Here is a 15,279-nt window from a genome sequence, read left to right as displayed (position 1 = left end):
GTATCAGTTACCCGATAGCTTCGAACGGAACGCCGATTCGCGATGGTGATCAAAACGCATATCCAGGGTATGAGGGTATTCGCCGCGCGGTACTGCGGTACTCACCGGCAAGGGTCCCTGTGTATGGCCGTGGGACCAGAATCTGGCCAGTCTACGCGCTTCGGCTTCGTTGGCATTGACCGGGAAGTGTTCGTAATTCCGGCCCGCCGGATGGGACACATGGTAGGTGCAACCGCCCAGCGAGCGGTCGTTCCAGGTATCCACAATGTCGAACACCAGCGGTGCGTGGACTGGAATCATCGGGTGCAGTGCCGAAGGTGGCTGCCAGGCCCGGAAACGCACGCCAGCGACGGCTTCTCCCTGAGTTCCAGTCGTGTGCAATGGCACGGGTCGGCCATTGCAGGTCAACACGTGTCGCTCGGGTATCATGCCGCTAACCTTGACCTGCAACCGCTCTACCGAAGAGTCGACATAACGTGCGGTACCGCCGCCACTGACTTCTTCTCCGAGCACATTCCAGGGCTCGATGGCCTGGCGCAATTCCAGCGTAATCTGATCGTATTGCACCTGACCGTAATGCGGAAAACGAAATTCCAGAAACGGCGCCAGCCAGTCCGGATCAAAATCGAAACCGTGGTCACGCAGGTCGCTGAGAATGTCGAGCATGTCGGCCCATAAATAGTGCGGCAGTAACCAGCGATCGTGCAGCGCCGTGCCCCACCTGACCAGTGGCTTGCGGTAAGGGTCGGCCGCAAAACGGGCGACCAGCGCACGAATCAGCAACTGCTGCATCACACTCATGCGCGCGTGCGGCGGCATCTCGAAGCCGCGCAATTCAACCAGGCCTAGTCGGCCGGTGGCACTGTCTGGCGAGTACAGTTTATCGATGCAGAATTCAGCGCGGTGCGTATTACCGGTGATGTCGGTCAATAGATTACGCAACAGGCGGTCCACCAGCCAGGGCTGTGGCACTTCGCCCGGCGGCATCTGCTGCAAGGCAACTTCCAGTTCATACAAGGCTTCGTGCCGGGCCTCATCGATGCGCGGTGCCTGACTGGTCGGGCCCATAAACATGCCAGTAAACAGATAAGACAGTGCCGGATGATGCTGCCAGTAGGTAATCATACTGGCGAGCAGATCGGGCCGGCGCAGGAACGGCGAGTCGGTCGGCGTGGCCCCGCCCAGGGTGACGTGGTTGCCTCCACCGGTGCCGGTATGGCGGCCGTCAAGCATAAACTTATCGGCCCCCAGTCTGCTTTGACGGGCTGCTTCGTAAATGGTTTCGGTAACGCGCACGACATCGGGCCAGTTGCTGGCCGGCATGATGTTGACTTCAATCACGCCCGGGTCCGGGGTGATCATGAATTTCTCAAGGCGCGGGTCTGACGGCGGCGGATAGCCTTCAATGCCCACGGAAATATTGAGCTCGGCCGCCGACTGTTCAACGCTGGCGAGCAAGTCAATGTAGTGCTCTAGTTTGTCGACGGGCGGCATAAAGACGAACAAGGTGTCGTCTCTCGGTTCAATGCACAGTGCCGTGTGAATGATATTGTCAGACCGGTCCGCCGGTGGCTGATCAAGCCGTTGCTCGCTGACCGGATGATGCGACGGGTTTTGCGCCTGCCACTCGGTATAGCGTGCAGCCACTTCGCCGTGAATATCCGCCAGGGGCTGGCGCAGTTCGAAGGCACTGGGTGGCTGGTGTTCCTCTGCGCGATTGGCTTCTGGCAGGCTCTCTAGCGGCAGACGCAAGCCCATGGGCGAGTCACCCGGAATCAGATAGAGCGCCTCCCGGCGCAACGGCCATTCGCTCGACTGCCAGCGATCGCGTCGCACATCGCGGCCAAGCGGCAATACGTAGCCGGTAATGTCATCCAGCCCCCGTTGCAACAAGCGGATCAGTCGACGGCGATTATCGCTGTCTTTCAGGTTTTCCGTGCTCAGATCGACATCCGACGGTTGCTCTGCTTCCTGCATCAAATAATGGTAGGCGTCTTCATAACCCGGAATCAAAAAGCGGTCGCGCACCCCGAGGCGATTGGCAACCAGTGCAGCAAAAGCCTGAGCAGTCTCTATTGTGACGGGCTTGCGCTTGCTTTTTTCACCCCCGGTTGCCGCTTCATCGAAGGTACTCAGCAAACGTTCATTGAGCCAGAGCGCCTTTCCGTCTTTACGCCAGTAACAGGCCAGTGCCCAGCGCGGCAATGGCTCACCGGGGTACCACTTGCCCTGCTGGTAATGCACCAGGCTGCCCGGTGCGAACTCGGCACGGAGCTTGTGCAGCAAGGTTTCAGACAAGCGCCGCTTGTTGTCACCGAGTGCCGCGATGGTCCACTCTGGCGCGTCCATATCATCGACGGACACAAAGGTAGGCTCACCGCCCATGGTCAAACGCAGATCCTGGGCATTCAACTGGTCATCGACCTGATCACCCAGCGTCAGAATGCTCTGCCATTGTTCCTCGCTGTAAGGCCGGGTCACTCTGGGATCTTCGTGTATGCGCGTCACACTCATCGAAAAATGAAAATCGACGTCGCTCTTGTCACTGGTTCCTGAAATCGGCGCGGCGCTGGTCGGCTCCGGTGCTGCCGCCAGCGGAATATGACCTTCCCCGGCAAACAGTCCCGAGGTCGGGTCGAGGCCAATCCAACCCGCGCCGGGAATGAATACTTCGGCCCAGGCATGCAGATCGGTAAAATCAACTTCAGTGCCTGAGGGACCATCGAGCGCTTTCTGGTCGGCCGTCAGTTGGATCAGATAACCGGAGACAAAGCGTGCAGCGAGCCCCAGATGCCGGAAGATCTGCACCAACAACCAGGAAGAGTCCCGGCATGATCCACGCTTTAAATCCAGGGTTACTTCTGAACTCTGCACCCCCGGCTCCATTCGAACCAGGTACTCAATATCCTGTTGCAGGCGCTGGTTAATGCTCACCAGAAAATCAGCGGTGGGTCGTTTGTCGGCGGCGACACCGGCCAGCCATTGTGTCAGCAGGGGGCCATTTTCAGTGACTTCGAAGTAAGGCGTCAGTTCTTTTTTCAAGGCGGCCGGGTAAGTAAAGGGAAACTGCTCGGCGTACTCTTCCAGAAAAAAGTCGAAAGGGTTGATCACCGTCATCGGCACAATGAGCTCAACATCCACCTGCAAAAAGCGAACTTTCTCGGGGAATACAACACGGGCCATGTGATTGCCAAACGGGTCTTGCTGCCAGTTGATAAAGTGGGGTCCACCGCTTATGTTCAGCGAGTAGGCATCAATCGGCGTCCGGCAATGCGGCGCAGGCTTTAGCCGGATCAGATGCGGACTGAGCGCAACAGACCGGTCAAAGGCGTAGCGGGTGGAATGCTTGAGCGCAACGCGAAGGGTCATGATTCCAATCCTTGTGGGTATGAGTTTGTTAAAGCAATTGCTACGCCACCAGCGGCGCACCGTGAATAACATCGTGCACCAAACCAAGCTTGCGCACCGCACCGGGTGAGAGCACGAACGGATACAGATCGCCATGCCCCATGCTTCTGTTCAGGCTGTTCAAAGCATAGGTCAGTGGCAGCCAGTGCTCCAATAGGCTGTCGATCCGGGTATCAAAATAAGGATTGAAGTGCTGTTCGATGTTCTTGTCAGAGTCTTCGGTCACCCTGGGGTGCAGGCTTAGCCCGAACTGATAAGCGGTTTCAAGAGTGTCTGTCATGTGCAGATAATGCGCCCAGGTCTCGGCCCAGTCTTCCCAGGGGTGAGCACTGGCGTAGGCGCTGACGTGGTTATCCTGCCAGTTTGCCGCCGGGCCCTGACTGTACAGTGCCTCCAGTGCCAGTCCATAATCCTGGCGTTCGTCGCCAAAACACTGCCTGAATTCCTCAAGCCAGGCGCTGTTCCAGATCAGACGATCCCAGTAGTAATGCCCGGATTCGTGCCGGAAGTGCCCCAACATGGTGCGGTAGGGTTCCGCCATCTGGCTGCGCATTGCCTCGCGCGCTACTGGGTCGGCCTCAGCGATGTTCAAGGTGATAACGCCGTCTTCATGGCCCGTCATTACCCGTCCGCTTTCATTGAACTGGGGCGCAGTATCGGCCAGAAACCGGAAGGCCAGACCTTGCTGTTCATCCGCTTTCGCCGTGAGCGGCAAGTTCAGTTTCAACAGACTGTAAACCAGGCGACGTTTCTCGGCTTCAAGCCGGCCCCAGAGGGTTTTGTTGGTACCGACACTCAGGTCGGGAATGGTCTGATTGAGTCGGCAGGCGACGCAAAAACCCTGCTGAGACGTGTCTGGCAGCAGCCAATTACACACTTCATGACGACTGTAATTGCCGCACTGGCGATACAGGGTGTCACTGTGCTGGCCGGTCGCCACCGACTGCCAGCGGTCATCGCCCAGAGGTCTGATAGCTGCCATGCTCAGGTGATCGGGATCGAAGCCGAGAACCGCTCCGCATTGATTGCACTGGGTATTCTCGAAATACACCCGATGGCCACAGGATTCGCACCGGAACAATTGCATATAATGTACTCAGTCGGGTGCCGTTGGTTTATCATTCATTGATATAGCGTTTACCACCCAGACTCAAGCGGTTTCGGAGCGTCGCCCCGTAAACCCGACTCACATCTTCCCGATCGCCCGGCGGACCAAAACCGATCATGCGCAATCCAGCCCAGCCAAGTCCCTTGTTGAACCAGCTGTTAACCGACTACCAGGCGGCAAGGCCACAGGGCACTCACCAATACGACGACCTGGTTACCCGGGAAGGACAGTTTCGGGCGCGCTGGCAACCCCTGGTCGAGGAATTGGATGAGCTGGGCCTCGACGGCTTGCAACAGCGCACCCTGGAAGCTCAGAACCTCTTGTATGAAAACGGGGTGACCTTCAACGTCTATGAAGATGACGTGCGCAAGATGCGCTCCTGGCAACTGGACCCCATCCCCTACGTGATCAGCCCGCAAAGCTGGACCATGCTGGAACAGGGGCTCAAACAGCGTGCCCGGTTGCTGGAATGCCTGGTGGCGGACCTGTACGGAGAGCGCCGCGTTCTAAGCGACGGGATATTGCCCCCTGAACTGGTCTACACCCACCCGGGCTGGCTGTTTCCGGCTGCAGACAGCGGTAATCTGTACGAGCGCCCCCGTGTCATATTTCAGGGCATGGATGTGATGCGCAATGAGCAGGGCGAATGGCGGGTTCTCGGTGACTGGACCCAGGCCGCCTCTGGCGTCGGGTATTCCCTGGAAAACCGCATCATCCTCTCGCGTGCCCTGTCCCGCCTATATCGGGATGCCCCGTTGAGTCGTCTTGCCGGTTTTCTGCAGGCCTACCATCGTTGTTTGTCAGAACTGGCACCGCATCGGCGAGAAAACCCGAACATTGTCCTGTTTACGCCCGGGCCCGGCAGCTCGGGCTATTTTGAACATGCCTGGCTCGCCAATTACATGAATTTTTCGCTGGTCGAGGGCGGTGACCTGGTGGTACGCGATGGCCAGGTATCGATGCGTACGCTCGGTGGCTTGAAAGCGGTGGATGTCATCGTCCGGCAAGTCACCGACCCCTGGTGCGATCCGCTGGAACTGCGTGGCGATTCGCTGCTGGGCGTCCCGGGGCTATTGCAAGCGGCCCGGCGCGGTGAGGTTGCGATAGCCAACAGTTTGGGCGTTGGCGTTTTGGAACACCCAGCCCTGGCCGCCTTTCTGCCAGGGCTGTGCCAGTACCTGCTCGGTGAACCATTGCAACTGGCGGGCCGGGACGTTCTCTGGTGCGGTGCACCGGGGTACATGAACACCGTTCTGGAAGACTTGAACGCCTGGCAGATTCGGGCCGTAAACGATGTTTCACAAACCATCAGCCCGGGAACACTGACGCCCGAGGCACAGGCAAGCTTGCGCCAGTCGATCCTGCAGGCCCCCCATCTTTATGTGGCGGAACAACCGTTAAAGCCAGCTTCCTCGCCAAGTTACAACCTGAAAGACAATAAGGTGACTCCGCAGCCCGTCTGTTTGCGGTTTTTTGCTCTGGCGGACCCCGGCGAAGGCAACGCCGGGCCGGACATTCGTCAGCATCGCATCATGCCTGGTGGATTGGCCTGGGTCGCCGACCCCGGCACTCCGGTCATGGAAAGCGCAATCGTCAAGGATATTTGGGTGCTCTCGCCCGTCGCTCAGCCCCATGTCAGCCTGCTGCAGCGTGCCAAAGGGCCCATTCTGGTAACCCGTGACGGCATGGATTTGCCGAGCCGGGTGGCCGAAAGTCTGTTCTGGATCGGTCGCTACGGGGAACGCCTGGATAATCGCTCCCGGCTGATGCGTGAATCACTGACCAGCCTGATCGAAGAAGGCCAGCTTCGACTGGTCGATACTCTGCTACCCGACCTGTTTACCGCGCTGAAACTGGAGCTACCGGAATCCCTCGCCCCGGATACCGACCCGGCAGACACCATAGCGGGAGAGCAACCGGCTGCAGTCGAACAATTTATGTGCTTGCGCAAGAGTCTGCTGGGTCTGTTTCAAAACACGGAAGAAGAAGCGCTGCCCAGTATGTTTCACGCCATGCTGCGCAACAGCCGTGCCGTGCGCGATCACCTCGGAGACGACGCCTGGCGCACCATCAACACCCTGCACCAGACATTCAGCGACCTGCCAGGCACTCAGGGAGCCAACGCTGGCCAGCGCAAGCTCGAAGACATCATCACCCTATTGGCTGCTTTTTTTGGTCTCTGTAATGAAACCATGCCGCACCACTACGGCTGGCGTTTTATGGACATCGGTCGCATCACCGAACGCTGCATCGCCAGCCTGGAACTGTTGAAGCTGGCAATGATCAGCGCCAGCCGACCCGGCACAGACCTGTGGGAAACCGTGCTGGCCACAACCGACAATTTAACGGTCTATCGCCGGCGCTATCGATCACAGCTGTATCCGGCGGCTATTCTGGACTTGCTGCTGTTTGATGAAACCAACCCTCGCTCGGTTGGCTATATGCTCAAACGACTGGAAACTCAGATCGAGCATCTACCCCGCCCCGAAACCACCCCGTTTCGCAGCCAGGAAACCCGGTTGATTATTCAGGCGACCAGCCATTTGCATCTGGTCGACCTGGATTCGCTCACTGACCTGGAAAACTCAACCAAGGCACAGGCTGCTCTGGAAAACCTGCTCGACCAGTTACTGACCCCGCTGTATGCCTTGTCCGATGCCGTTTCGCACAGTCACTTCAGTCATGCAGAAACACCCAAACAACTGGTCACCCTGCAAGGGTCTGACTCATGAAGTACCAACTGCGACACACCACTCATTACGAATACAGCAGCCCGGTAACTCTTAGCCACAATGAGGCACGCCTGCTGCCCCGGGATCTAGACTTTCAGCAGTGCAAAAACACCCGATTATCGATTTCTCCCACCCCACTGCGTCAGCATGAACGGCACGATTTTTTCGGCAACCGCCTGGTCTATTTTGCGATCCAGGATATCCACGACAGCCTGGAAGTAACCGTTCGCAGTCTGGTCACGACACAGAAACGGTCAGACCCCAGCGGAGACGACGTTCATGTCGCCTGGGAGGCGGTGGTGGACAAACTCGCACCGAATGGAGGCACCAGCGCGGTGCCCATAGAACCGGACATTCTAGACGCGCGACTGTTCACCCTGAACTCGCCCTTCATTCACCGCAGCGAGGCACTGAGAGTCTTCGCACTGGATTGTTTCTCGCCCCATCGATCCTTATGTGATTCGGTGCTGGCTCTCAACCAGAGAATCTACCGCGAATTCAGCTACGACCCTGAATACAGCACGCTGGCCACGCCGCTCGATGATGTCTTGAGTGATCGCAAGGGCGTATGCCAGGACTTTGCCCACCTTGCCATCGGCGCCCTGCGTTCGGTTGGCCTGGCTGCCCGTTATGTGAGCGGTTACCTGGAAACGTTGCCGCCCCCCGGGCAGGAAAAACGAGTCGGCGCCGATGCCAGCCACGCCTGGCTGAGCGTCTTCATCCCAAACTGGGGCTGGCTCGACATCGACCCGACCAACGGCAGCCTGCCCAGTGAACAGTACCTGACGCTGGCCTGGGGACGCGACTACGGTGATGTTACCCCACTGCGAGGGGTCATGAATGGCGGGGGTGCGCACGAGTTAACCGTCGAAGTGGATGTAATACCGCTGGCCCAACAATCAACAGAGTCGTAACCCACTCAATCGATGATAATGCCAGACCGTACCTGGGCTTCAAACTCAGCTGCGGGGACAGGTCTGGAAAAAAGATACCCCTGAAAAATCTGGCATCCCATCGCCACCAGTTCAGCTCTTTGCTCCGTTGTCTCCACACCTTCAGCGACGACATCAAGCCCCAGGTTTGAACCAAGGGTGAGAATGGTTTGGGCAATAGCCCGGGATTGAGCCTGTTCGGCAACCTCCTGAACAAAACTGCGGTCAATCTTCAATTGAGACAACGGCAAACTGCGCAGGTAAGACAGCGAGGAATAACCTGTGCCGAAGTCATCGAGAGAAAAGGTCAGTCCCAGTGCCACCAGTTTATCCATGGTCATGATGACGTCATCAAGGTTAACCGCCAGCAGGGATTCGGTAATTTCCAATTTTAACTGACGACAGAGCTGAGGTTGAAAATCGACCAGGCTGGAAACAAAGCTGGCAAAGCCCGGATCCCTGAATTGTTTCATACTGATGTTGACTGACATTGGCAACTGACCCAACAACGGGTCGTCTTGCCAGATCTGTAACTGTTCGCACGCGAGGCTCAGAATTTTACGCCCCAGTCGAACAATCATCCCACTTTCTTCGGCAAAAGGGATGAACACACCGGGCAGCAGCAACCCACGTTCCGGGTGGTTCCAGCGTACCAGGGCTTCACAGGCCACCGGCTTGCGATCAGCATCGACCAACACCTGGTAGTGCAACTCGAACTGGTCGTTCAACAAGGCCTGTCTCATGTCGTGCAGCAAACTGGTGCGTTGAACTGACAAGACTTCCAGGTGATTATCGTAAAAACGAATGGTATTGCCACCAGAGGCTTTCGCCCGGCGAATGGCGATATCAGACTGGCGCAGCGGCACTTCGACATCCTTGATATCGCCGTCGAATATACTGATACCAAAGCTGATGCTCAGATGTATTCGCTGCCCCTCGACCTCATAGGGTTCGGTACAGACTTCATTGAGCGTCTCGCACAGTTTTTTAACACGAGTCAGAGTATCGGTAAGTTCAGACGATACACTATCGACCAGGACAGCAAACTCGTCGTCTCCCAACCGGGCCAGTGAATCGCTTTCTGGAATAAACCGTCGTAATCGCTCTGCCATCTGGCTCAGCAGTTCATCACCACAATGATGCCCGTATTCTTCATTGAGTGACTTGAAGCGATCAAGATCAATCACAATCAGTGCATTGTACAGCGACGACCGCTGACTGGAGCGCAAACTCTGGCGAATTCGTTCGCGAATCAAAGATCGATTGGCAAGCCCGGTCAGGGTGTCAAAAAAGGCCAGCCGGTCAATTTTCTGTTCAGCCTTCTGACGTTGCAACAAACTGCAAATATTGCCTGCCAACAGCCGGATCGCCGCTATTTCATCCTCACTCCAGGACTTGTGGGTACGCACGAGGTCGAGGCCAAACATGCCAAACAGCCCGTCCTTGGTATTCATTGGCACCATCAATGCCGACTGCACACCCTGATGCGCTAAGATGCCGTATTCGACACTGTCTGAGGGGATATCATTGACCTGGGGGATGTGAACCGGCATACCTTCACTAAAAGAGCGCAACCAATTCGGAAATACGTCGGCTTCAAGATTCTGCAAGCCTTCGATTTGTTCAGTGACGCCTTCCGCACACCATTCATGGGTGTTACTGCAAAGTCGGCCATCCTCGGTAAACAGAAAAAGGTAACTTCTGTCTGCGTTAAAGTAGCGACCAACCCGGTCCAGTGCCTGTTGAATTACCTTGTCAACTTTATGATGAGGTGTCGCAACAAACTGCGCAGACAGACTGGATATCATCTCCAGAAAGGATTTCCAGGTTAGGTCAGTCTCGCTTAGCATCGAACTGGTGACCTCTCACTCAAACGGTTAAAGGGGTGACATTACTGCACACAGGCCTTCACAGTGATCTTACAGTAGCTCAATGGGTCCGCTTTCGCGACTCATGGGCGATATTCACCCCAGAGGAGATTGTAACGGGATGGTTAAAACAGTGTACGAGACTTCTTGAAAAAATCAAAGTCTGGCGGGGATGGGGGGTGTACGACTTTTGTCGAGTTTCCGTGGGAAGCACAACGTTAACACAAAGTCTGACTTGCCAGCCTCAGGTGAAGCCTTCTTTAGTCAGGCACAAACAAAAAAGGCCCTGCTTACGCAGAGCCCTTCTTCGAATCAATCAACCCTTACAACGGGGTGATGTTCTCAGCTTGAGGACCTTTCTGGCCTTGAGTTACGGTGAACTCAACTTTTTGGCCTTCGGTCAGGGTTTTGAAGCCAGAACCAGTGATGGCGCTGAAATGAGCGAAAACGTCTTTGCCGCCTTCCTGCTCGATGAAACCAAAACCTTTTGCTTCGTTAAACCACTTTACTGTACCAGTTACTGTAGACATAGTTATCTTCCTATCAATTAACAATTGTGCCCGAAATTGAGCTCTTTTAGCGTAAAAATTGGAGCGACGTACTTAAGAACTTCAAGGCAGGAATATAACTAAACCGGCATGGAGCAATTAAACTATCTAGCGTCTTTCTTTTTAAGCTGTAACGAAGGATATAGATTCCACAGATGAAGTCAAAGGTTTCTGAACCCTTGACCACATTTATTTCGAACGCTGGTCCTAACTGATTGATTTGATTGCCTTTACATTGAGAAAAAAATTGAGAGCACGATGCACAGTTGATGGGGCGCCACCCGGAACCAGCTCAGGACCCATGTCCGCACAGCCTTCGGTAATTCAGGGCATTGGGTGTATTATCGGTGCTCGATGCTGATTGAACCGACGGGCTAAGGCTTGAAAAGCGTGAAAAAGAGACGACCCACACTGCAGGATATCGCCGACCAGGTAGGCGCCACTAAAATGACGGTGAGTCGGTGTCTGCGCGAACCGGACACTGTATCTGAAGCGCTGCGAGCGCGCATTTTCCGTGTCGCCGAGACGCTGGGGTACATACCCAACCGCGGACCCGATATTTTGTCGAAATCTACCAGCCGGGCCATTGGCGTACTGGTTCCGTCTTTAACCAACCTGGTATTCGCGGATGTCATCAAAGGGATCGAGTCGGTCACTGAACCCCGAGGCTACCATCTGATGCTGGCGCACTATGGCTATAGCATGGAAATGGAAGAAATAAGCCTATCGTCGCTGCTGTCGTACAATGTTGATGGCGTCATACTCTCGGAAAACCAGCATACCAACCGCAGCCTGCGTATGCTCGAAACAGCAGGTATACCCACGATTGAAATCATGGACACTCACAGCGCCCCCTTGCATCAGGCCGTTGGCTACGACAACGTCGTTGCTGCATACGACATGGTTTGCGCCATGATAAAAGCGGGCCGCCGAAAAATCCTTTACCTCGCCGTGCGCATGGACGCCCGCACACTGCAGCGACAGGAGGGTTATAACAAAGCCATGCTCGAGCATGGCCTGACCCCTAAGACACTGCAGAGCTCGCAGCGCTCATCGTTCAGCGTTGGTGCAGCCCTGTTGCGTGAGATAACGTCCAACTACTCCCAGGCCGACGGTCTGTTCTGCACCAACGATGATGTCGCCATTGGTGCCTATTTCGAGTGCCTACGCCAACAGCTTCGTGTACCGCAAGACATGGCCATCGCAGGCTTTCACGGTCATGACGTTGGTCAGGTAATGGCCCCGCGCCTGGCCAGCGTTGTCACGCCCCGTGAAGCTATTGGCGAGCGTGCCGCAACTGAACTGCTGGCACGCATACAGGGCGGACCCGGTGGTGAGCCGGTCATAGACCTGGGCTACCGGATCGAAACCGGCGGAACGCTTTAAGTCGACACTGTCGCATCTCCCAATACGGTGCACAGGCTATCAACCAGGCATAGTATCCGGGCCGCGTTTGTGTCAGTCACAAAGAACCCCACGAGGACCAGGCATCTATTTCCCCAAACACAAATAAAAACGAACATTGCTGTGCGAGTGTTTACTGCTTGGTAACGGGAGGCGGGATTTAACCGGCCAGCGCCTTCGGGTGATGAGCCCAGTGGAGCCGCCAGACCGCTGTTTTTCCATGAGACATAAAAAAAGCCCGATCATTTATGATCGGGCTTTTAAAATATGGTAGCGGGGGCAGGATTTGAACCTACGACCTTCGGGTTATGAGCCCGACGAGCTACCAGACTGCTCCACCCCGCAATAACTTGTTTAGAGAGTGTTTCTCTTCGAAACCGGGCACCCGATTCTGGTTCGGTTACCCTGCTTTGCTGACCGTTCGGTCATTGCCTCTCAACGGGGACGCATATTAATGACGACCCCGGTGACTGTCAACTAACTTTATGATTTTTTTCAGTTTTTTCTGTCAAACCGACATCATCCAGTCCCGCCTAGCCTGTTTCATCCGTGCCAGCAAGGCATCGAATTGCGCTTTATCCCGAGCCGGGGTCGCAAGCCAGGCAACAACGGCCTGGTCAACGTCACTTTGGCTCACTTGCTGACCCAAACCATCGGTCAGGCGCTGCACCTGCAATGCCATGCGCAAAGTTTTATCGTCTTCCGGTGTATCGGACCGGGCCAGTATTTCAAGCTCGACGGTTTTACGGCGCAGCGGCTCGTCTTCTGGAACAGGCGCCTGCCATTGTGGCAACGACGACACTAACTTCGATGCTGGCGCAGGGATTTTATCCAACGCCTGCCACTGCAGTTGTGCCGCATCGGCCGAGTCACACTCAAAACGGGCATGTCGATTCCAGTTGAACAAGGCTTGCCAGTGCTGATCCTGCTGCTGGGCTTTGATGTCTTTACGCCGGGACTGGAAATCCTGGTTGAAGCGCTCAAAGCGATCCTGCAGTTTTTTATAGTCGGCCTTGGGTAGCGTACCCAGATCACTGTACTGACGTTTTAGATCATCAAACCGCTCTTTCGCCGCCAGCGGGTCGTGTTCCGCCAATAAAGCCTCCATTCCCGCCAGAATGGCGTCAGCCTGAGCCTTGTGGGCATTCAGGTCAGCTTTAAAGGCGTCAGCTGCCGCTTCCCGACGGGCGAAGAGTTCATCACAGATAGCCCGGAACGATTTCCACAGGGCCTGTTCATCACGCCGCGCCAGATGCCCGGCCTGCTGCCAGTCGCGCTGCAGTTGCTTGGCTGTATCCGTTGCCTGGCGCGAATCGGGTTCATCCAGCAAGGCCCGGGCTTGCTCAATAATAGCCAACTTGGCTTCGCGAAAGACTTGCTGTTCATCTTGCAGCCGGTCGCGCAATCGTTGGAACACGGCATTGAACTCGGCCTGAACTGACTTGTTGGCGGCCCGATCTACCGGTGAGAACCGGCGCCAGTCATTGCGGGCCAGCGTCAGCACGCGATCAAGCTCTTTTAAGTCAAGCCCCTTGCTCTTAATCAACTGCTCGTATTGCCCCAACTGCTCTGCCAGCGCTTGGCGCTGGTGCAAATTCAACGTCCTTAGCTTGCCCTGTTCTTCGAAAAAGACCTTGCAGGGTTCATAGGCTTTCTGCGCCAAGTCGTGGAATGCTTCCCACAATTCCTGATGCTGGCTTTGCAGCCCCCGGCTGAGCATCCGCCATTCATCCTGCATCTCGCGGATCTGTCGGGCGCGATCCTCTGGTGGCAACGACTGCCCGAGCAGGTGACGCATTCGCTCTATCAGGGCTTCTTTTTTGGGTAATACCGCGAAGCTCTGCCAGTCGCGCAGCTTCTCAACGGCCTGCTCGGTCTCCTCGAACTGACGGAACAGCCCATGGTGCTCTTCCGGTTTCAGGTTCACTACCGCATCTCGGACCCCCTGCAACAGGCCTGATGCGCGTTTCAGGTGACCATCATTAACCGCCCCCTGACAGCGCTGAATCAACCCACGTGCCTGACGTACCGCCTGAATGCCCTGTTTACGATGCTCGGCCAGTTGGTCGTGATGCATCTGAACTGCCCGCTCCACCCTGGGCTTAATTTCCGGTTCCGGCTCTCCCTGCGGCCAGTCCAGGCTGTGCAGCCATTCATCCAGACCATGAGCGAGCGCATCATGCCCTGCCGGGTCTGCCTCTATGGCGGGCAGCCATTGCCCCAGAGGGCCATGACGATCTATCAGGCGTGCCAGGGTATTCAGTGACGTTTCATAGGTGGTGCAAAGCTGATGAAAAGCGCGCTCCTCCTCTCGATTGGCAGGCTGCAATTGCTCGGTCTGTCGCCAGTGGTGCTGTTGCTCGGTCAAATACAGCATGGCCTCACGCACCTGGGTCGGGTCAATATCCGACTGATCAAGACGGTCTTTTAGATCCTGCCACAGATGTTGAATAAGTTGAGTCCGCACCGGGTCGTGCACGGCTTGTTCGCTTTCCGGCTGAATGTCGACATCCGCCTCGATGTCATCGTCTGTTTCCCGGGCGTCGGCCGCTTCCTGAAGTGCCTGGTCAGTTTCGGGCGCAGGCGCTTCATGATCCACCGTATCAGGCACCACTGGACGTCTGGCCTCGGCATCCAGAATAGCCTGCTGCCAGCGCCCGGTCAGGGCATCATCAGCGTATGGGCTGTTCTGCGACCATTGCTCCTGAAGCGCTCGTAACTTGCCACTGTAGAGCGGGTCTACAGGGGCTTTTGCATGACGTTCCAGTTGTTCAACCAGCCGACGGGTGTGGTCCTCCCTGGCTTGCAATGCCTGGTGCGCCTGCTTGTGTTCTTCCAACTGGGTTTTAACCAGCCGATAAACGGCTTTATCCCGCCCTTTGGCGTGCTTCAGCAGTTGCTCCAGAGCTTCAATACCAGTCACATTTTCAGCGGCGGCAATCCGAACCCGAGCCGAAAAGCCATAGCACGCGACCTCCACCCAAAGCGCTTCGCTGACGTCAGACAATGGCGATTCAACATGCAGGCTCAGAGCCAGCTGTTCGGCCGCGGGCATCTGCTGGCGATGTTCCATGGTCAGTTGGCCGGTATCCATGGCCCTGGCCAGTTCAACCATCGCCTCCTTGCGTTGCTTCGGGTCAGAGGCCTGTACCTGACCAAGCCACTGCTCCATGCCCGCCGCGGGGGGGTCGACGCGTCGACGCCCCGGGGTTGTCGAGGCGGGTTTTGCGGGGGTGGTTTTTTTACCAAAGAATTTGCTGAGCACCATGAAACGATCTC

The 15,279-nt window shown here is 56.2% G+C and carries 8 protein-coding genes and 1 tRNA gene; 3 read left to right on the top strand and 6 right to left on the bottom strand.

From position 1 onward, the window contains the following. Window positions 1–3: 3 nt before the first annotated feature. Window positions 4–3,369, bottom strand: coding sequence for a transglutaminase family protein (locus G565_RS0114675; protein ID WP_028671577.1), 3,366 nt, complete (start codon window positions 3,367–3,369; stop codon window positions 4–6). Window positions 3,370–3,409: 40 nt separating this feature from the next. Further along, window positions 3,410–4,495: a zinc-binding metallopeptidase family protein gene (locus G565_RS0114670; RefSeq protein ID WP_028671576.1), complete on the bottom strand. Its 1,086-nt coding sequence runs from the start codon at window positions 4,493–4,495 to the stop codon at window positions 3,410–3,412. Window positions 4,496–4,632: 137 nt separating this feature from the next. Between G565_RS0114670 and G565_RS0114660 the strand changes: the two genes are divergently transcribed. Continuing rightward, window positions 4,633–7,248, top strand: coding sequence for a circularly permuted type 2 ATP-grasp protein (locus G565_RS0114660; protein WP_028671575.1), 2,616 nt, complete (start codon window positions 4,633–4,635; stop codon window positions 7,246–7,248). Then, on the top strand, window positions 7,245–8,162 hold the full coding sequence (locus G565_RS0114655; RefSeq protein ID WP_028671574.1) for a transglutaminase family protein: 918 nt from the start codon (window positions 7,245–7,247) through the stop codon (window positions 8,160–8,162). Before G565_RS0114660 ends, G565_RS0114655 begins: the two co-directional genes overlap by 4 nt. A 5-nt stretch (window positions 8,163–8,167) precedes the next feature. Here the strand turns inward: G565_RS0114655 and G565_RS0114650 are convergent, their stop codons facing one another. Continuing rightward, complete coding sequence (locus G565_RS0114650) at window positions 8,168–10,030, bottom strand: sensor domain-containing phosphodiesterase (protein WP_051207973.1); 1,863 nt, start codon at window positions 10,028–10,030, stop codon at window positions 8,168–8,170. Between the two features lie 341 nt (window positions 10,031–10,371). After that, window positions 10,372–10,578 (bottom strand): transcription antiterminator/RNA stability regulator CspE, encoded by a 207-nt coding sequence (gene cspE / locus G565_RS0114645; RefSeq protein ID WP_028671572.1) that lies wholly within the window; start codon window positions 10,576–10,578, stop codon window positions 10,372–10,374. Between the two features lie 408 nt (window positions 10,579–10,986). On the opposite strand from cspE, the gene gntR reads away from it, so the two are divergent. After that, window positions 10,987–11,982 (top strand): gluconate operon transcriptional repressor GntR, encoded by a 996-nt coding sequence (gene gntR / locus G565_RS0114640; RefSeq protein WP_028671571.1) that lies wholly within the window; start codon window positions 10,987–10,989, stop codon window positions 11,980–11,982. A 286-nt stretch (window positions 11,983–12,268) separates the two neighbouring features. Here the strand turns inward: gntR and G565_RS0114635 are convergent. Together G565_RS0114635 and G565_RS0114630 are read right to left on the bottom strand one after the other, a co-directional pair. Further along, window positions 12,269–12,345: transfer RNA gene (locus tag G565_RS0114635), tRNA-Met, on the bottom strand. 163 nt (window positions 12,346–12,508) lie between these two features. Then, the gene (locus G565_RS0114630; protein ID WP_028671570.1) at window positions 12,509–15,268 is read right to left on the bottom strand and encodes a DUF349 domain-containing protein; all 2,760 of its coding nucleotides are present in this window, start codon (window positions 15,266–15,268) and stop codon (window positions 12,509–12,511) included. Between the last annotated feature and the right edge of the window lie 11 nt (window positions 15,269–15,279).

The organism is Saccharospirillum impatiens DSM 12546 (assembly GCF_000423605.1).
GTDB classification, from domain to species: domain Bacteria; phylum Pseudomonadota; class Gammaproteobacteria; order Pseudomonadales; family Natronospirillaceae; genus Saccharospirillum; species Saccharospirillum impatiens.
The sequence above is the reverse complement of the archived record's forward strand: the minus strand, read 5'-3'. Positions and strand labels throughout refer to the sequence as shown.